We start from the raw sequence: 20,876 nt of genomic DNA, 5'->3' as shown, positions 1-20,876 counted from the left end.
TCATCCTGTCGCAATCATCTGGTCCCTTTTCCTTTGTAGTCTCAAAAGAAGACTGGTCCCTTCATCGCAAAGGCCATCAGGATCAGGAACGTCATCAGCAAAAGGTCAGAGAAGCTATCAAGGATAATTTGCCGGATCTCGTGACCGAAGAAAATATTATTTTGTCAGGCGGTAAGCAGATTGTAAAGGTTCCGATTCGCAGTCTGGATGAATATCGAATTATCTATAACTTTCGTAAGCAAAAGCATGTAGGACAGGGCGACGGGGAAAGTCAGGTCGGTGATGTACTTGGGCGGGATTCACAGTCGGCACAGCCCGGCAAAGGGGAAAAAGCAGGCGATCAACCCGGTCAGGACACCGTGGAAGCAGAGGTCAATCTGGAGGATCTGGAGGACATCTTGTTTCAGGATATGGAATTGCCACATCTGAAGCCAAAGAATAAGGAAGAGATCGAGGTTAAATCCATCATCTTCAACGATATTCGTAAAAAAGGCATGATGTCCAACATCGATAAGAAACGTACCCTGCTGGAGAACCTTCGGCGTAATGCAAGCAGAGGTAATCCCGGCATTCACAGCATAAGTCCTGATGATCTGCGCTACAAAACATGGGATGACATTCGAACGCCTCACTCCAATGCGGTCATTATTGCGATGATGGATACGTCAGGTTCGATGGGTTCTTTTGAAAAATACTGCGCTCGCAGCTTCTTCTTCTGGATGACCCGCTTTCTACGCCGCCAGTATGAGAAGGTGGAGATTGTCTTTCTCGCCCACCACACGGAGGCTAAAGAGGTCAGCGAGCATGATTTCTTCACCCGCGGAGAGAGTGGAGGAACCATCTGTTCCTCAGCCTATCAAAAAGCGATTGAGATTATCGACAGCCGATACCCACCAGCGCAGTACAACATTTATCCGTTTCACTTCTCTGATGGCGATAACCTCACCTCCGACAACGAACGTTGTGTGAAGCTAATTGGAGAACTGCTAAAACGAAGCAATATGTTTGGTTACGGGGAAGTGAATCAGTACAACCGCAGCAGCACACTAATGTCCGCTTATCGTCATCTGAAGCACGAGCAATTCATGCATTATGTCATTAAAGACAAAAAAGAAGTGTACCAGGCGCTAAAGACCTTCTTCAGTCAAAAGGGCACTGTTAATTCATAATTCCTACGTTTAATTATAGCCCACAGCTAGACTACCTGTTTTATTGTCCTACCCATATAAAAAAACCTCCATTCCAGAGCTTGGGAGGGGAGGTTTTTTTTCATAACGGAAATCTATTCAACTGTCCTAAACCGTTCCACAATAATACTTTTATTACCACTCAGAAAATAGATGGCAAGAGTCATATTCCAAATGAGTTGTAAACTCTACAACCTATTGAACCTTCTCTCTATCCTTGCCTTTATCAGATTCACCGGCATTTCTATTCGCTGCTTCCCGGTCCTCCATCATCTCGTCCACCGTCTTTACCTTCAGGCGGGCTGCGCCTTCATTGCTGGCATTCGTTGGAATAAGATCTCCTGAAGCTAAGCGTTCCTTCGCTTTTGCAATGGCCCCGCTGTATTGTGGCAGCCACTGCTCCCCAGCTACGAGCATCTCATCGACCATCTGCCAGATTTCTTTCGGGTTACATACGGCGCCTACCAACGGATCCATCATAAATGCTTGACGTAGCAGCTTGTCATCGCCGTGCACAGCAGCTTCAACAGCTAGACGTTGCACTGAGATACTAACGTTGCACACTGCGGCTGCTCCTAAAGGCAATTCACCTACAAGCGGCATCGATATACCATTCCGATCCACATACCCTGGTGCTTCGATAATCGCATCATCTGGCAAATTAGAGATCACGCCATTGTTCACAGTATTAAAGTGACCTCTATACACTCTGCCCGTTTCCAAGCCTTCAATAATAAATGAACCATGTTCTTCTCCGCGATTCTCCACTGTATACTCCAGTGCCGAGTCCTTCATCCAATTCGGAAAATCCGTTTCGAACCAATTCCGCCCTTCGGTGCAGACACGTAGATATCCACCCGTCTCACCGTTAATCCAGCTTCCCAGGTCGATCCAATCCATAATTTCATCGCTGCGTTTACGATACCATGGCACATATTCACTTAGGTGACCATTGGATTCTGTACTATAATATCCAAAGCGGCGCAGCATGTCGATCCGAACTTTTTCTGTGCGGCTGAATTCTGGATGACTCTCAAAAGCTTCTAAAAGATCTTCGGTCAAATCTTTACCCTTATGACTCGCCGAAATATACCAAGTCTGGTGATTGATACCCGCACAAATAATATCGACTTCCGACTTTTTCAGCCCATACACATCTGCAATTTGCCCATGCCCATGCTGCACCCCATGACACAGACCAATCGTCCGTACACCACCGTATTTGTTGCAAGCCCAAGTCAGCATAGCCATAGGATTCGAATAGTTAAGTAGGAGTACATCCGGCGCAGCCATTTCCCTAATATCACTGCAAATATTCAGCATTTCCGCAATCCCGCGCTGACCATACATGATGCCTCCTGCACAAAGGGTATCCCCTACGCACTGATCGACTCCGTATTTCAATGGAATATCCACATCTGTAGCAAATGCTTCCAGTCCACCCATACGAATAGTACAAAATACATACTTCGCATCCTTCAGGGCTTCTCTTCGATCCGTCGTTGCCTGGATTTGAATATTTAATCCATTCTCTTTAATATCACGTTGGCACAGCTCGGTAACCATCTCCAAGTTGTGGCTATTAATATCCATAAATGAGACTTCAATATTATTAAATTCCGGCACGGTTAGTAAGTCCCGCAACAATCCACGCGTAAATCCAATGCTGCCTGCCCCTATAAAAGACACTTTAAATGACATCCTTATCAGCCTCCGGTAATGAATTGATTGTTCCTGTCCATTGTAGCAAGGGCGCTAGAGAAAGCGTAACCAATATCATGACCTCTTTTGAAGAAAGGTGTCAAAAATCCTAACTTATCTATTGAACATCCATCTCTTCATAACTCCAAGCATGACGCTCAATGGAATTACGATATTCTATGGGCGTGTTGTCAGTATATTTTTTGAAGAGGAGATGAAAATATTGTCTGCTACTAATCCCTACATAATCGGCAATTTCAGCAATTGGAATATCACTCTGTCCCAGCAGCATCTTTGCTTTCTCCATTCGTAGCATATTCAAATAATCACTGAGTGTCCTACCTGTATGTGACTTAAAAATACGATGCAGATATCCGGGATGCAGATTGACCGCGGCAGCGATATCCTTAACCTGAATACTCTGGTCGTAATTCTGATGCAGGAATTCGATACTGCGCCGCACATAGAGCTGCGAAGGCTGTTGACTGGCATGAAGCTGATCCTGTCGCAAGCTTGATACTCGAAGCAGAAGCTCACAGAACAATAAGTCGACCATACTTCCGCCTTTCCCGCCACTTTGATCAAGCTCTAGTACAAGTCCTTTTAGAACATGATAAATTTCCTCCGGATCAGGCATGACTAGACTGGAAAAGGGCATCTGTAACCATTCAGCAAGTGCCGCTTCTTTCCGAGCGAGCTTGCCGATAGATGGAGCAACCCCTGTATATTCCATAAATCCAAACTCCACATTCAGCATTCGGCAAGGCGTCCCATCCTCGACAATCAGTCTGTGCGGTACATTTGCATCGAGGATGATCAGTTCTCCCCGCTTTAACCTAAATCTCTCTTCTTCACATGTTTTTGAACGGACATCCACAACACAGCTTCCTGAGATCAAATACATGATTTCGGTTGAATTATGCTGATGGTAAGACATACTGTAGTTGTTCCACTGTTTATAATAGTAAGCAAAAAAATGAGGACTATAATCTCTTTCAATTAATGCCTGCTGAAAAAGACTCCCACTAAGATTTAGAGGAAAATCCGTCAATCGATCACTCCTTTCTTCTATTAAAATGTTAACCCAAGTGTATCTCTCAAACTACTTCTAAGACAAGAAGAGCTACTTGAAGTCATTAAGTTAGAAAAAAACGAGCAAAACTCCATTACACAGGAGAGTTGCTCGTTTTATTGTTTTTACTAATAAGATTTAATTCTCATACTTGAAAAGAAACCATAGATTGCTTAAGATCTGCTGCTAAGCTCTCCAGCTTTTGGGATAAGGAAACTAGCTCCTCACTTACAGTAAATTGCTGTGAAGACATAGAAGCTACCTCCTGCGTCGAAGCCGTCGTCTGCTGTACAATGGAACTGACACTCGCCATGGATTCACCTAATTGACGCTGAAACTCTATCAGTTCATGAATAGAAGCAGAGGATTCACTAAGATGTCCCATGAAGTGTTCCATTTCCTCTTTGACACTCGCAAAAATCGTTGACGACTCACGCACGGAAGAAATCTGCTCACGGAACTTTGGAGCGGTCTCATTGATATCTTTAACCGTGTTCTCAATGTGTAGACCAATCTCTTCCGTAATCTTGGAGACCGATTGGATCGACTCATTCGATTGGTTAGCGAGCTGTCTGATTTCATCAGCAATCACTATAAAACCTCTGCCTGCTGCACCGGCTCTTACCGCCTCTATAGTGGCATTTAGCGCCAAAATATTGGTCTGCTTATTTACGGCAATCATAGGACTAAGAATACTACGAATTAAATGAGTACTCTCTCTTAGCTTATTGGAGTTCTCTTGTATTCGATTGAACATCTCCACCGTAGATTCACTCTGCTCTACCAGCAGCTTCATCAGCTCTGTCCCCTGATCACTAACCTCAATAACTCGTTCCGCCGAAGCGTCCATTACTGTATTTAGTTCAGTTACTTCACTCATCTTACTGCCAATGATTTCGACATTAGCATGGCTTTTTTCTGCTTCGACAGCAAGGCTTGCTGCTCCAAGTGCAATTTCACCCGTAGCAGATGCAACCTCTCTGGCATGAAGTGATGTTGTACCTGACGCTTTGACTAATTGCTCTGAAGTACCAAGCACTTCATCCGCTGACATTTCACTCTGGCTTGCAAGCAGAGAAATTTGCTCCATCATTTTGTTAAAGCTATGCCCGAGCCGACCAATCTCATCCTTACCCTTAAAATTCGTTCGTACACGAAGGTTTCCTCGCTCACCTTCTTCCATTAAGGTCGCCAGTTTACCTAGTGGACGCCCAACCAAACGAACAAGAACATAACCAATTAGCAGAGCTATCACGGCAGCTGCCAGCACCACAGAGAACGTGATATAAAGAAGCTTATCTGCCGACTTCGTAAAATCACTAACGGGTGCATATCCCATGAGCGTCCACTTTGCAGTCTTTAAAGGCTGATACACGACAAGCTGCGGACTTCCGTTCTCATCGGCTGCTGTAAATGAATGTTTCTTTTCTACATCTTGCCCTTCTGATACTTTTATGTAAGAGGGTTGACCCAGTTTAGCATGATCCGCACCATAAACTATGTTACCTTCTGAGCTCAAAATTCGAATCTCACCTGTAATTCCAATCTGAAGATTAGACAACATTTCGGTCATTGCCTTGCCTTTAACTTCGATCAGCATGTAATACTCCGCTTCAGGATGTACAAGATTGCGCAGCAATCTCCCCATAGTTAAAGTAGGTTCAGTATAAGAATCAAAGAAGCCCTTCTCACGAACCGGAAACCACACTGGCTCCCCTTTAGCATCTGCAATTTGTTTCAGTCTTTCAGCAATACCTTCATCACTACGAAGGCCACTAATTCCTGTAGATTTATACGATTCTGTTTCTTCCAAGCTCTTAGATACCAGTCTGACGCCATACATCCGCTCATCTGATCCTTTAACTAAGTCTAGCTTTCTACGAATCCGATCTTCTGCGGAAACTTTGGCTACCGTTGTAAGTTCTCCACTTTTTATGTTTTCCAAATCACCTTTTAATGTGGAGTCGAGGGCAAACTGCCTTGAGAGCGCTTCGTATTCTGTTAGAACAAAATCCAGCTTGTCCGCTGCTTGAACTATAGACTGTGAGGAGGCCGCGGCAACCTCATCTGTAATGATATCTTTGGCAGCAAAATATGAAGTCAATCCTAGAACAGAGGATAAGAGCACTATGGAGCTGAAAAGAATAACGAACAATTTTATCCCAACTGATCTAAACTGTAGGGTCCATAGCTTTTTCATTAAGTTCACTCCCTATGATGGAAAAAGGGTACAGCCTTCCATTTCTGTACAAAGGCTGTACCCAGTTCATTCTTTAGTATGAAGCGAAATTGTTACCCCTTACTAGCTCCTGCAGTCAATCCATCAACAAGCAGACGTTGCAAGAATACAAACAAAATCATAATCGGGATAGAGATCAGAACAGCACCGGCAGAGAATAAGGTGAAGTTAGTGTTTTGGTTCGTGTTAACCATATCCCACATTCCGACTGCGACGGTCCAGTTCTCCTTTGTCCGCAAAATAAGTCTGGCGAAAATGAAATCGACCCAAGGACCGACAAACTGAGTCAGTGCCATATAAGTGATCATAGGACGTGACAAGGGAAGAATCACTCGCATAAAGATCCCGAAATTACTCGCCCCGTCTATTCGAGCCGCCTCATCCAAAGAACGAGGAATCGTGTCGAGGAAGCCTTTGGCGATAAAGGTTCCCCCCAGCGGCGCCCCGGCTGCATAGACGATAATCAAGGCAATATGCGTATCCAGCAAATTAAACTCCTTAAGGAGCATATAAATGGCAATCATACTCATAAAACCAGGGAACATACCAAGAATCAGAACCGTAGATAACGCTGTTTTACGCGCTTTAAAACGGAATCTGGATACTGCATAACTGGTTAACAAGGTAAGAACTACACCGATAAGCATGGAGAATATAGCTATCTTCAATGTATTCGCATACCAAGTTCCAAACATATAGCTTGGTGACGTGAACAATTCTCTGTAGTGATCAAAGGTGAATTGCTCAGGGATAAACGATTTACTGTACAGTGATTTACCAGGCCGGAAGGAAGCAAACAGAATCCAAAGTGCCGGATAGAGTGCCGCTATCGACAAAGCAATCAAGATGATGTAACTACCACTTAAGCGAATAAAGTTCGCGATCTTTCTGCTCATTGGATCATATCCTCCTCTTTGAATGATTTCGTCCGGCGGTAATTGTACAGGGAGAATGAAGCAACAATGATAAAGATAATAATCCCTATAGCCGAAGCCATGTTGTTTTTATTCTGATCAAGTGTTAATTTGTATAGCCAGGTTACTAGCAAGTCCGTGGAACCGGCATATTGATAATCACCATTTACAGGACTACCGCCTGTCAATAGGAAGATCGCATTAAAGTTGTTAATGTTACCTGCGAATTGCGTAATTAAAGTAGGCGCTGTGGAGAACAATACCATTGGTAACGTAACGATACGGAACTTCTGATAACCTGATGCTCCATCCACCTCAGCGGCTTCATACATATCCCGAGGAATTGTAGTCAGTACGCCCATAATAAGTAACATCGAGACTGGAATACCAACCCACATGTTAACAATAATTACGGTAACCTTAGCCCAGAATGGATCTGTCAACCATGGTAATCCACCCATTCCAAAATACCCAAGGTATTGGTTGATCGGACCGAATTGACCGTTAAATAAATTGCGCATGAGCAGCAAAGAGATTAACTGCGGTACTGCGTAAGGTACAATCAGAATAACTCTCCACATTCCTTTGAAACGAATACCTTTTTGGCTCACCAATAAGGCTACCAATAGTCCTCCGAAATATGTAGTGATCGTCGAAAGAACTGCCCATATAATCGTCCATGTTAATACACCATAAAAAGTGTGGCTCCATGTTTTGAGAACTAATAAATTTCGGAAAGTCTGAAATCCAACCCAGTCAACCAATTTAGCGGGTGGAAGATGATCAGGTGCGGAATAGTTCGTAAACGCCAGCAGGATCATGAAGATGATTGGCATGATCGTAAAGAATAAAACACCAATACCCGGCAAGACCAAGAACGTCTGAGCGAACTTATAATCCAGTATATAGCGAACACTTTGTTTAAAGGTGTTTGCCTGAAGACCGTTATCGCGTTTCTCTCCAGTCTTATAAGCATCTTTAATGTTCAAATACCAAGCGAGGATTATGATGATAAGCATTAAAATGGTGATCAAGCTTTGAATCAAAATATAAATCGAGTGATCCCCAGCTACCATCTTAGCGATGCCTTTTACTTTTACCAAACGGCTAGGGTTTTCTCCTAGTGTAACAAAACCCCATAGAGCAGTAGCAAGATTCTGAATAAAATAATAAACAGCGGCGGCTTCTACAACTAAAAACATGATTCCTTTGATGAATTGGCGGTTATATATTTGTCCCAATCCCATGAAAATCGTCGACAGTACTGCGGCCCTCGTGCGATGTCGCTGCATTTCGCTTCCGTTCTCCTCTCCGAGTGAAAATAAGAAGCTGCCCTCCGCTAAACATGCGACGGGCAGCTTGATTCACTGTATGCTGTTAAGACTGTGATTTATGATCCTTATTGCGATGAACTGTTGTTCAAATCTTTGATTTGTTGAACGGCTTTGTCCATTGCTGCTTTTGGATCTACACCCTTATCCCAAATTTCTGGAAGCGCTGCATTTACAGGGCTCCAAACGTTACCCATTTCAGGGATAGAAGGCATTGGTTGGGAACTCTTAGCTTGTGCTGCAAAAGCGGACACGAATGGATCATTAACGATTTGTGGATCAAGAAGCGCCTCGTTGTTTGTAGGAACAGAACCGATCGTTTTGTTCAGTAACAATTGAGCGTCTTTGCTTGAAGCAAAATGAGCGTACAATTTAGCAGCATTCGGATATTGAGTAAACGAGTTAACTGCGAAAATTTTGATACCAGAGAATGTAATAGCTGTTTTGCCATTTACTGTAGGGATCGGTGCGATACCAAGGTTATCTCCAAGAGCTGCTTTGTATCCTCCAAGCTCCCAAGGACCAGTGATATCCATCGCTACATCACCTGAGTTGAACAAGCTGCGTTTGATATCACTATTGATATCTCCGCTCTTAATTGGCAATGCTTCTTTCATTTTCACAAATTCTTTAAGTCCTGCAACAGCTCCTTCTTTAGCAAGTCCGATGTCATCTTTATCTGTACCGTCCTTACCGAATAGATATCCACCATCAGAAGCGATAAACATGTAGTTGAAGTACAGGTTTCCTACTTCCCACATAATTCCGTATCTGTTCTTGGATTTATCTGTGAATGTTTTGCTGAAAGCAAGAACATCGTCGAAAGACTTAGGTGCTTCTTTAACAAGTGATTTATTGTAGAACAATGCATAAGTTTCTGCTGCTCTTGGGTAGCCATACAATTCGCCATCGTACGAAGATCCGATAATTGAAGCTTCAGTATTGCTAGCTTTTGTTTCTTCACCGAAGACGTCATTAGGAAGAACCAAGCTCGCACTTGCCGCTTTACCTAAGTTGTCGTGAGGGATAAGAACAACGTCTGCTGCTAATCCTGAAGGACCATCTTGCGTAAGTTTAGTTACTTGATCTGGTGGTGCCAACTCTTCAATCTTGACTGGAACGTTATATTTTGCTGTGAACTGCTTAGCAATTTCATCTGCGAATGGTCTTTCTTCCTTACTTTCCCATACAACTAGTGTCGCTCCATCTTCAGGTACAATCTCTTCTGTCGCTGCTGCATCTGTGCTCTCTGGCGCTGCAGTCTCTGTAGTGTTGTTAGCAGCATTAGTAGCTTTTGCTGCATTGTTTCCCCCGGCATTCCCATTGTTGCTCGAACCACACGCTGTAACGGACAGTGCCATAGAGACAGCAGCGGTGATAACCATCACTTTTTTTAACTTCATTACTTTAACCCCTCCCAATTTTAATAAAGCATAAGATGATAAAATAGTAGAGCAAAAAATTTGCGCAAACGATTTCAGAAAAGCTAAAAAAAAAGTTATTCTTTTAGCTCGCTCCTTCTTGAGCTGCATTTCGCAGTGCAAGAAAGCGCTTCATTCATGAATACATCATACAACAGTATCGTTTGTTTTTAAAAACGTTTGCACATACCATATTTGACCATTTTCCATTAATTGATAAACACTATAGGCATTTATCTCCATTTTTCACATGATATCTTTTAATTAGTCGATTATTCATGTGTTTAAAAATGGAATTGCTATTTTATTTGCCCCTGATATACCACAAATTCACTTTTCCAGTAGATTTACAATTATCGGGCAGTAGAAACGCTCATATACTCAAGTGAAAATTTGTGCAATGGTTTGAACAAGAGTATTGAAAGCCCTTTTATTCCATGCTATAATCCAAATCGTTAAGAGGCAACCCAACATGAATCATTGCATCTATTGTCTGCCTCCTGTTCTATATAACTAAAAGGCAATGTTACTTATGAAAGGTACAACCTCGGACAAGCTACTTCGCGGCGGTTGTGCCTCTTTGTTATGTGCAAGTTTGTCTCATCATTTGCGCATGTTGCATAAAAAACTGTGCAACCAATAACAATAGCGACATTCTAAAACCCACGCGCTGTGGTGAATGGTTCGGGAAAGTATCGCTCACAAAACTTAAGCGTATACTTTCGAGTTAATTTTGCCGAAGCTGGTCAGGGAAGTATCGCTTACAAAACTTTAGGAGGACTTATTCATGTTACTGGAAGCTGTGTACCATCGCCCGCGGTTAAATTGGTCTTATGCCTATAATGAGAGTACGATTCACTTGCGTCTCCGCGCTAAAAAAGGGGATTTAACAGAAGTATTTGCTTTTGCAGGGGATAAGTACACTTGGGATACCACGAAAGAGCTAATTCCCATGACCCTCTTCACCTCTGATGCTATGTTCGATTATTGGGAATGTGCTTCAGTTCCCATCTATCGCCGATTGAAATACGGATTCTTACTGCAAAAGGATAACGAGAAAGTTTGGATGACCGAAAATGATTTTCAAACGAACCGGCCAGAAAATCCAAACAAGCTTTTCGAGTTCCCATTTATTAACCCTGTTGATGTGTTCACTCCACCTGCCTGGGTAAAGGATGCTGTTTTCTATCAGATCTTCCCTGAACGCTTTGCAAATGGCGACCCTAGCCTTGATCCAAAAGATGTTCAGCCATGGGGAGCAGAGCCAACACCAACCAACTTTTTTGGCGGCGATCTGCAAGGGGTTATTGATCATCTGGATCATCTTAACGAGCTTGGCATCAATGCTATTTATTTCACACCACTCTTCACTGCAACTACTAATCATAAATACGATACAGAAGATTACATGAAAGTTGATCCGCATTTCGGGGATATTGCAACGTTAAAAAAACTCGTCGAACTCTGCCATAAACGTGGTATTCGTGTGCTGTTAGACGCAGTATTCAACCACTCCGGTGGAACCTTCGCTCCATTTTTAGATGTTCAGGAAAAGGGAGAAGACTCCATTTACAAAGACTGGTTCCATATTCGCGAGTTTCCACTTCAGGTTGTAAACGGGATTCCTACTTATGATACTTTTGCCTTTGAACCACATATGCCAAAGCTTAATACCGAACATCCTGAAGTTAAAGAGTACTTACTGAAGGTCGCTGAATTCTGGATTACAGAAGTTGGAATCGATGGTTGGCGCCTTGACGTCGCCAATGAAGTAGATCATGATTTCTGGCGTGAATTCCGCAAGGTGGTAAAGCGCGCTAATCCTGAGGCTTACATCCTTGGAGAAATCTGGCATGAGTCTGCTCCGTGGCTGGAGGGTGATAAATTCGATGCTGTCATGAACTATCCCTTCACTGATGCCGTCTTAGACTTTTTTGTTCACGGTAACCTTGATGCAGAGGGATTTGCCAACTCTATTGGCCGGCAGTTATCGCGTTACCCACTGCAAGCAAGTGAAGTTGCCTTCAATCTGTTAGATAGTCATGACACTCCACGCTTACTTACGCTGGCTGAGGGCGACAAAAATAAAATGCGATTAGCTGCACTATTCCAGTTCACCTTTATGGGTACTCCTTGTATCTATTATGGCGACGAGTTCGGAATGGACGGTGAGGGTGACCCAGGTTGTCGTAAATGCATGGAGTGGAACCCTGAGAAGCAGGATCGTGATCTATTCGAATTCTATCGTCAGCTCATTCAAATCCGCAATGAACAACCTGCACTTCGTGCGGGGACATTTACTTTCTTAGAGGCAGGTCGACAAGGCAGTAAGATAGCCTACGAGCGCCGATTGGATCTTGAGACTATAGTTGTACTGATCAATAGCGAAGAGACCGCTCAAACGTTCCGTATTGACGTAGACGAGCGAAATTGGGAGAACTTGTTCACGGCCGATACAGTGCGTGCTGAGCGTGGCAAGCTGAACGTGAAGATGCCTGCTTATGGTTTCGCTATACTTAAAGCAATCAACTAGATTTAAATGCCTTTGGCCGTATAAAACATAACAAAACAGGGTATCTCACTAGCTATGATAGCTGTGGGATACCCTGTTTTCTATTAGAGATGACTAAGAATGACTGTCACATTACTAGCCAATTACTAATACTTCGGTGCACTATCAATCAGCACACCGAAGTACAGTTTACTTGCTCAGTAGTGTATAAATAATCTGTGCGCTTTCGGCGCGGGTCATCCACCCTTTTGGAGCAAATTGATTGTTCTCTCTGCCTTGCAGAAGCCCTAGACCTGCTGCTGTCTTCACGTAGCTATCTGCCCACTTGCTAATGCTAGATGCATCTGCAAATGTCGTGACACCCACTGCTGGTTCGATCTTCTTACCAGACTTCACTTCAAGCGCACGGATCACCATGATAGCCATTTCCTCACGGGTAATGGATGCATTCGGCGCAAAATTATCCTTGCTTCGACCACTAACAATGCCCAGCTTAGACGCTGTTGCTACGTATGATGAATACCATGCATCTGACTTGATATCAGTAAATTGAACCGGCCCTTCCGCATTTAAACCAAGTGCACGAACTAGTAATGCGGTAAATTCCGCACGACTAACATTGCTCTTCGGATTAAATTCGGTTGTCGTAACCCCTGAAACAATTTGTTTTGCAGCAAGAGACTGAATGGCATGGAATGCCCAATAAGTAGTTGGAACATCCTTAAACGACTTCACAATCTCAAGTACGGCATATTTACTAAAGTGCGTGACTTGTGTGGATATCACGTCTCCCTTCAGCTGTCCACCTACGTACTCAAGCTCGCCATTATCGCCTAAATAGTAAATCCCCAATAGATCTTTATTCGATTGACCTTTAATCTTAAACGATATTGTGATTGGCTCATCGAACTTCTTAACTACAATCCGGGTACCATCTTTCTTCAGAATGCTAAGTCTCAGTTCAAACACATCGGAAAGCGAAGTTACGGTCCCCACCTCTTTGTTTAAACCATCGACTAATGCTTTTGTAGCAGACTGGACCAATGGTTTCAGCTCCAACAGGATATGAGCACCTTCCGCATCCACACCTGAAGCTAAACTTGGTATTGTGCTTAACAGTTTGTTAGGGATAGTAACCAATAGATCCCCCACTTTAAATACTAGATCATTAGATCCCAATGTTTTTGCTGCTTGCAACGGTAACAATACCGCTGTCTTACCTGCAGCAATAACAATCTCTACCTTACCCTCTTTCACGTTCTTTAAGCTATCCTCACTGACAACTTGCATATCAGCAGGAGTTGTTGGGCTAACTGCCACGCTTCCAGAAGTTGGTGAATTTGTCACTTCAGGCGACGGCGTTGGTGTTGGTGTTACTTCTGGCGACACTGTTGGTGTCGGTGTTGCTTCTGGCGACACTGTTGGTGTCGGTGTTGCTTCTGGCGACACTGTTGGTGTTGGTGTTGTTTCTGGTCTCTTCGTTGGTGTTGGCGTTGCTTCTGGCGACACTGTTGGTGTCGGTGTTGCCTCTGGTGACGCCGTTGGTGTTGGTGTCGGCGTTGCCTCTGGTGACGCCGTTGGTGTTGGTGTCGGCGTTACATCCGATGCCTCTACCAGAATAACCGTACCCCCATCATCTCTACCTGGTAGATCAATGATTACTTTTTGATCTTCGGATACCGTGTATGTTTTACCGCTGTACTCATCCTTCACAGATGAATTGGCAGCAAACGGTACCGGAATCGTTACGGATTCCTCACTTGTCTTAGTGTTAATAACCGTCACGACGTTCTCATTATCGTAAGACTTATTGAAGGCTAAATAACCTAAATCATCTGAACCTGCCAGCTTCGTGCGCGTACCTTTGGAATACACTTTGGAGTATTTTGCACGGATATTCAACAGCTTCTGATAATGATCATGAAGTGGCTTTTCTGCAGTCAACTGATCCCAAGGCATATCTTTACGGTTCTCGCTGAACTCACCTTTAGACATGTCTCCTGCATTTTTGCCCGATTTCCCCAGTTCTTCTCCGTAGTAAATGACTGGCTGTCCCTTGGCTGTGATTTGCAGAGCGGCTGCGATTTTCAGCTTGCCTTTATCTCCATCCACATAATTAGACAAGAAGCCATCCTCATCATGACTACTCAGGAATTGAGCCATCATCTTCGTGTTATCAATCTTTAACTCTCGTTCCTGCAAATAGGAATCAACACTGTTAACTTTACCATCAGTAAAGTCTTTCGCAGCATCATTAAATCCAAAATCAAGCAGTCCGTCCATCTGGCCTGTTTCGAGCATTCCACCATTGCTATCAATGGTTCCGCCAAAGTATTCACCGGTCATTTTGAAGTTTGGATCAATTGAAGTCAGTGCATTTTTAAATGCTTTCCAAGTTGTATCTTCTACATGTTTGACTGTATCCACACGGAAATAGTCAATCGTATCTCCACGTTCCGTCCGAGCGTTATCTAACCACCCTGTTTGCCAAGCGATAATTTTTTCACGAACGGCTGGATCTTCCGTTTTGAAATCCGGCAATCCTGCAAGCTCGCCTTTGATTGGATCTGTATCCGCGGATACACCATCCGTACGAAGCATTCCTTCAAAACGTGCTTTATCCTCAGCTGTAATCGTCGGCTCTTTATCCTCAACCTTTAAACCGTAGCCCGTATGATTGAGTACAACGTCGACCATGATCTTGATGCCCTTGTCATGTGCCTTTTCGATCAATTCCTTGAAAGTCTCCATATCACCAAGATGCTCGTCGAGCTTTGTAAAGTCCTTGGCCCAATAGCCATGATATCCGTATTGTTTGAAGCCATCACCTTTATTAAAATCAATATTATCTACAATTGGCGTAATCCAAAGCGTGTTAATACCAAGTTCTTGCAAATAATCGAGATTGTCGATCATTCCTCGGAAATCACCACCGTGGTATGCTTCCAGTTGATCTTTATCTACATTCTCATTATTTGTTGGATCTCCGTCTTTGAAGCGGTCTGTAAGCGCGAAGTATATACGAGCCTCATCCCAATCAAAATCCAGCTTATCACCTGTGTAGGTTCTCGCTTTTACCTCGAGTTTAGCATTTTCTTTATGTGTATTTCCGTACTGGTCCACGAGCGTAATCGGAATATTTTTGATCCCCGCTGACACCGTGTCCTTCACAGCAACTGTCTGCTTCATCAGCTCCGTATCCAGCTTAACTTTGCTTGGTCCTCCAAGATTGGTTAAATCCATGTATCCCTCTGAATATGTTACCTCTTCTGAAGTCACTACATTGATGGTTACAACCGCATTCTGATTAGATGTAACTGCTTCCGGATTCACGGATGTCGTAATCTTAACGTCAGGAATATGATACACAACAATAGATTCATCATTCACTGTATTCTTAGGATCTGTAAATTCAGTAGTGATTCCGTTTTTCGTGATCAAGAACGTATACTTATACGTACCTTCTACTAAATCAGTCAACGTGTAAGTGAACCACTCGTTAGCGGAATCATAAACCATTGGATATGTTTTTCCATTCACTTTTACTTTTGCAGCTGTGATCGCATCCATATTTCCATTACGGAACAAGGCATCATCGCGATATCTAAAAGTAATCGTTCCATCCTTAAGGATAGGACCGCTAATACTTGGTTTGATATCAAACTCCTTCACCCCGCTAGTTACATTCACTTTAGTGAATAATTCACCAGGCGTCAGCGGAATGATACGGTCATCCCCGTAAGGGTCCTTAATCGACCAATCGGTACCTTTACGAAGGACGAACCCTACACTTGTCGCATTCTCAGCAACCTCAATCAAAACACTCGCTGTGCCATTCTTAAAGGTTGTAAAATCAATCTGATCATTTTTAACTCCTGTATTCCAGACCCAGATGTTCCAATCCTTATAATCCTTATCACTACGATTATAGGTAAATTGGACATATCTCTTATCAGTAACCTTTACGGTAACAGTTGTAGAAATACCGCCATAAGTGATGGTAATTACAGCTGTTCCATTACCAATTGCCTTCACTTGACCTTTACTGGTTACTGTAGCCACTTCAGGCTTATTGGAAGTGTAAGTAGCCATTTGCGTAACATTTCTTCTGCTGTTGTCGTCGTACTTCGCAAAAACAGCTGTTTGATGCGTATTGCCTGCTGCCAGCGTGTAGCTTGCACTATCGGTCTCTATAGAAGTAAGCGTAGCGGCTTCAGCTTCCATTTTGATAATCACTGCAGTCAAAGGATCTAGCTTGATTGAATTAGCAGTTAAAATGAAACCACTCTGTTGACTAACTGCAGTAACACCAGCTTCATCATTGTCAACAAGCACCTGACCACTCGTCAAATCCTCTGATAAAGTAAGAGTTCTTTCTGTGCTATCGCCATTCATGAAAACATAATAGATACCTGTGCCATCAGTAGCTTTGTTTGAATAACCAATGACAAGATCATCAGTCTTCATTTCTGGTGCAGGAATTAGTTTAACATTGGAATCAACCAGATCCTTGTCGCCCAATCGGAATGCATCGGTAGACTTTCTCAATTCCATCAGACCTGACGTGTATTTTCTTGTTGTATTCTGTACTGGGAATTGTGATTCATCCGTTGCTTTAGTCCAATCAAACATGTTGACAGCATCCGAAGAATCATACGAATCATGAATAAAATAACCAAAGGATTTGCCTTCACTATCAAACATTTCAGTGTATTTATCCTGAGGAACCGAAGTGCTATTCCATTGCTTGGTACGCCCATATTCCTGGCCTGCATGAATGAAGGCAGTGCCTTGGGAGGTTAGAACAAGCATGTTTCCAAGTCTAATCCGTTTCTGGATTTCAAGCTCATTCTTCTCAATGGCAGGATCTTTCTTGATCGTTTGTGCAATAACATCGTGCAGCGTCAGGTTATCATGCGCTTCGATGTACGGAACGATATCACCTGGATCATCAGCAGGCGTATTTGAGGGCTCCGCCTTAATATTGTTAAAGATTGTCGCTATTGGACGCGCTCCGCCTGTAATAAATCTAGGTTGACCTTCGGAACCATAACCAGATTTCAATTCATTGCGGAATTCGTCAGAGAAAACACCGACGCTATCCGTTTTATCCATCCAGTCCTGATCTGCCCCTTTTCCAGCAAGGGAAAGATCAGCTGCGGCACCGCCGAATGTTCTCCAGCCTTCACCGATAAAAAGTGCCTTCGGATTAATTTCTGCCGCGGCATCATAAGCATTCTGAACAGCCTCCGCTGTCGCATCGCCCATCATATCCCAGCGCATTCCATCTATCTTGTACTCTTCAAACCAGTATTTCACGGAATCAACCATCAACTTCTCAGCCATTTTATGGTTAGTGGCCAGATTGTTTCCGAAACCTCCGATAAAGTTGCCATTTGCATCTTGGAACGCGTAGTAATTAGGTACGATGTCGTTTAAGAATTCTTTTTTAGCCATATGTGTGTACACTACATCCAGAATGACACCCATTCCAGCTTCATGTACGGCGTCAATCAAACCTTTTAATTCTTTAATCCGTGCCTCAGGATCAGCAGGTTTCTGCGAATAAGCACCATCTGGAGAGAAGTAGTTGTGAGGATCATATCCCCAGTTGTATTCATTGTTTTTAGCGGAATATTCTGTTTCTCTAGTCCCCATCTTCGTCTCATCCCCGTAATACCAAGCCATTACAGGAAGTAATTGAATATGAGTTACACCGAGAGATTTAATATAATCGAGCTTCTTTTCAAAAGCGCTATAAGAGCCCCATCTTTCGCCACTCAGACTATCTTCGATCGATACATCGGATGTAAAGTCTCTGACGTGGACTTCATAAATGATTGCGTCCTCGCGTTTTTCGTAGCCTTTAATATCAGCATAACCAAAGGTATCCGGGTTCGTCTGTCTTAAATCAACGATAGCCGCTTTACCGACTGTATCCCCGCCAGCACCAGCTGCACCTGTGGTATCCATAGTAAATACCGCCATTGATTTAGCATAAGGATCAAGGACCTTATTGGTTACACCGTCATTCGTCACTTCATATTGATAAAAGAATCCTCTTACATCGTTTGTAGTCGTGCCTGTCAAATCAGTCGGCTTCAAATCAACCGACCAGACCCCTTGATCTCCACTCGTTAAGTCAACACTGCCCACAAGCACGTTGGAGTCATTCTTATCGTACACATTTACGACAACCGAGCTAGCTTTAGGAGCCCACAATTTTAACGTGGCTGTTTTGTCAGCGTTGTACGTAGCCCCTAGATCATCTCCTGTATAATTGTACATTTCATCAAGCATTCTCCAACCACTAGCCGCAGAGACCGTTTTGCCTGAATAAGTAACGCTAAGCGGAACTTTATCCAGATCAAAGGCTTTTGTATCAACTTCAATTGAAGTTTTGCTAGTAATGGTTACAGCCGATACAGGAATAGCAACACCATCTTTATCTTTAACGGTAATCTCATTCTTCAATGCTGCTGCATCCAAGCCGTCAGTTAACGTGAAACCAAGAAGGATTTTGCTCGTCGACAACACTTCAGCAGATACTAAACCGATAGGTGTTTCACCAAATGGTGAAACATATACATTGTTGTCTCCTTCTTTTATCCACAGCTGGTTGTAACGATCCAGTAGAGTAAATCCTTTGTCACCGCCGTCTTTATTATCGCCATTCAACGGGTTCACTACGAGAAACCCAATTTTTTTTGCAGCTTCTTTCAATGGAATATCAATATAAGCACCAAAGCGACCTACTTGATCGGCTTGGAATGGAATTGCATCTTTAGGCCAATCCTTAAGTGAAACTGCTACATCTTCCCACAACCATAATCCATACTGACTTTGATTGGAATCTGATCTCATATAATGGATCCGAACGGTATTTGCAGGAAGCTTAACCGGTTCATAAGGCGTAACTACATCAGAGCCTTCTGTGATCCATACTTCATTAGTTTGTGGAGTATTAATCGAGAAGTTCTTATCTCCTCCATCTTTAGCACCACTTTCACGCTGAAGTGCGATGAATGAGATTTTCTTAGCCCCATCCTTAATCGGCACATCAACATATGCACCATAGGAATCCATTTGTCCATCAGGAAAAGGGGTCGCACCCATAGCCCAATTATCAGAAGGATTTACAACATCACCCCATAACCACAATCCCTTATCGGTGTAATCACTAGCTTTGTAGTGAACACGAATGTGTCCTGCTGGAACAGGTGTAACCTCTACAGGTTCAGTAGGGATTTTATATTCTGCGGTCACACTGTGATCTGCAGTATTGTACTTGAAGGTTACCTTAAGATCTAACGGTAGGCTCAACGCTAGATCGCTTTCTGGATAAGACATATCCTCTGCTTCTGTGACTCCTGGAACAGAAACCTTATATGTGTAATCTCCCTGCGGCACAGTAACAACTGTACTGTACACACCATCAAAATCAGGATCTGATAACGTGGACAACGCCTCTGCTGGCAGGTTTCCTGTCAATCTTGGCAGTTTATCCGCAGCAATTGGCGTGTAGTACGTAGAATCAGCTATTTTATGAGTGATGTCATTATAATAAAAGGTTACAGTCGTTTCTGTTTCTAGCTTGATGTGGATATCGCCTTTATTATTAACTCCATTAGGATTGGTGTAATTTCCGTAGCCATAACTCTCATCAAAACTATCGTTCAGAGCAACCTTATAATTATATTCTCCTGCTGGCAGAGTCCCAGTAAAAGAATACAACCCATTGTCTGAGTAAGTCATTTGGGTGACTACTGATGTCTCATCCCAATCCTTGCCGGGATTTTCCGCCCCAGTAGAAATAAACTGTGATTGCAAATCACCGACCAAAACTACCTTTGTCGTTTCTGCTGAAACCTTAACTGGGTGTAAGCCGAGACTGGAGAACACAAGAGCAACGATCATGAAGATCGCGAACGTCCTCTTACCCCATAAATTTATTTTCATTTTTGTAAAACCTCCCATAATTATGAATTCCCTTTGTGCAAGCGGATACATAATTTCTCGAACCCCGCCAATTATTCTGAGGTTATGAAATCATGCGTCTTCCTTCTGTGGTTGGAGAAGGTCTATGTGTGCGGCTCGTCAAACCAGATTAACAGCATCACCATCCTTATCAAAGTAAAAGACATCACAAAAATCATGAAATCAGTGCAAACGTTTGCAATAAGTCGTGCACAAACCTAAGTACATAAAATTCATTCCTTAACACAACTGATATCGATCCAAAATCGCCCAATGTAAACGCTTGCTATATTTTGATTTACATACTAATGCTGTATTTATGGTATTGTCAACCAGTATTTTTATGTGTTTAACGAACTCAAATTATCATAAAAGTAAAAATAAAGAAAAATAAACCTGATAATCCCATTTAGGATTTATCCCTTTTTTTGAATGTCTCTCTAATTCCATTCCTCGAATCGAATTGTTCCAAAAAATTTAAGCCACACGTTTGCATTTACGAAATGCTCCTTTCAAAGAAAT

At 42.9% G+C, this 20,876-nt stretch carries 9 protein-coding genes; 2 read left to right on the top strand and 7 right to left on the bottom strand.

The features are described from left to right. The first annotated feature begins 5 nt into the window (after nucleotides 1-5). The gene (yhbH, locus tag MKX41_RS01615; RefSeq protein WP_042193520.1) at nucleotides 6-1,169 is read left to right on the top strand and encodes a sporulation protein YhbH; all 1,164 of its coding nucleotides are present in this window, start codon (nucleotides 6-8) and stop codon (nucleotides 1,167-1,169) included. Nucleotides 1,170-1,382: 213 nt separating this feature from the next. Here yhbH and MKX41_RS01610 read toward each other — a convergent pair whose 3' ends face one another. The 6 genes from MKX41_RS01610 to MKX41_RS01585 all read right to left on the bottom strand — a co-directional run bounded on the left by MKX41_RS01610 (nucleotide 1,383) and on the right by MKX41_RS01585 (nucleotide 9,847). Next, on the bottom strand, nucleotides 1,383-2,888 hold the full coding sequence (locus MKX41_RS01610; protein ID WP_340968338.1) for an alpha-glucosidase/alpha-galactosidase: 1,506 nt from the start codon (nucleotides 2,886-2,888) through the stop codon (nucleotides 1,383-1,385). A 118-nt stretch (nucleotides 2,889-3,006) separates the two neighbouring features. Beyond that, on the bottom strand, nucleotides 3,007-3,939 hold the full coding sequence (locus MKX41_RS01605) for an AraC family transcriptional regulator (RefSeq protein ID WP_340968337.1): 933 nt from the start codon (nucleotides 3,937-3,939) through the stop codon (nucleotides 3,007-3,009). Nucleotides 3,940-4,105: 166 nt separating this feature from the next. Beyond that, a complete protein-coding gene (locus tag MKX41_RS01600; RefSeq protein ID WP_339801965.1) occupies nucleotides 4,106-6,160 on the bottom strand; it encodes a methyl-accepting chemotaxis protein in 2,055 nt (684 codons plus the stop codon). Nucleotides 6,161-6,252: 92 nt separating this feature from the next. After that, nucleotides 6,253-7,095: a sugar ABC transporter permease gene (locus MKX41_RS01595; protein WP_339269869.1), complete on the bottom strand. Its 843-nt coding sequence runs from the start codon at nucleotides 7,093-7,095 to the stop codon at nucleotides 6,253-6,255. Next, complete coding sequence (locus MKX41_RS01590; protein WP_042125830.1) at nucleotides 7,092-8,405, bottom strand: sugar ABC transporter permease; 1,314 nt, start codon at nucleotides 8,403-8,405, stop codon at nucleotides 7,092-7,094. Before MKX41_RS01590 ends, MKX41_RS01595 begins: the two co-directional genes overlap by 4 nt. A gap of 107 nt (nucleotides 8,406-8,512) precedes the next feature. Beyond that, nucleotides 8,513-9,847 (bottom strand): sugar ABC transporter substrate-binding protein, encoded by a 1,335-nt coding sequence (locus tag MKX41_RS01585; protein WP_340968336.1) that lies wholly within the window; start codon nucleotides 9,845-9,847, stop codon nucleotides 8,513-8,515. 805 nt (nucleotides 9,848-10,652) lie between these two features. On the opposite strand from MKX41_RS01585, the gene MKX41_RS01580 reads away from it, so the two are divergent. Next, complete coding sequence (locus MKX41_RS01580; RefSeq protein ID WP_340968334.1) at nucleotides 10,653-12,398, top strand: alpha-glycosidase; 1,746 nt, start codon at nucleotides 10,653-10,655, stop codon at nucleotides 12,396-12,398. Nucleotides 12,399-12,566: 168 nt separating this feature from the next. On the opposite strand, the gene MKX41_RS01575 is transcribed toward MKX41_RS01580, so the two are convergent. Next, on the bottom strand, nucleotides 12,567-20,336 hold the full coding sequence (locus MKX41_RS01575; RefSeq protein ID WP_340968332.1) for a pullulanase: 7,770 nt from the start codon (nucleotides 20,334-20,336) through the stop codon (nucleotides 12,567-12,569). Between the last annotated feature and the right edge of the window lie 540 nt (nucleotides 20,337-20,876).

It is taken from the genome of Paenibacillus sp. FSL R5-0475 (assembly GCF_038004585.1).
In the GTDB taxonomy this organism is placed as follows: domain Bacteria; phylum Bacillota; class Bacilli; order Paenibacillales; family Paenibacillaceae; genus Paenibacillus_AQ.
The sequence above is the reverse complement of the archived record's forward strand: the minus strand, read 5'-3'. Positions and strand labels throughout refer to the sequence as shown.

Coding starts and splice junctions, on each gene's coding strand:
- MKX41_RS01610 (WP_340968338.1), bottom strand. CDS start 2,888: ATGTCATTTAAAGTGTCTTTTATAGGGGCAGGCAGCATTGGATTTACG.
- MKX41_RS01600 (WP_339801965.1), bottom strand. CDS start 6,160: ATGAAAAAGCTATGGACCCTACAGTTTAGATCAGTTGGGATAAAATTG.
- MKX41_RS01595 (WP_339269869.1), bottom strand. CDS start 7,095: ATGAGCAGAAAGATCGCGAACTTTATTCGCTTAAGTGGTAGTTACATC.
- MKX41_RS01590 (WP_042125830.1), bottom strand. CDS start 8,405: ATGCAGCGACATCGCACGAGGGCCGCAGTACTGTCGACGATTTTCATG.
- MKX41_RS01585 (WP_340968336.1), bottom strand. CDS start 9,847: ATGAAGTTAAAAAAAGTGATGGTTATCACCGCTGCTGTCTCTATGGCA.
- MKX41_RS01580 (WP_340968334.1), top strand. CDS start 10,653: ATGTTACTGGAAGCTGTGTACCATCGCCCGCGGTTAAATTGGTCTTAT.
- MKX41_RS01575 (WP_340968332.1), bottom strand. CDS start 20,336: ATGAAAATAAATTTATGGGGTAAGAGGACGTTCGCGATCTTCATGATC.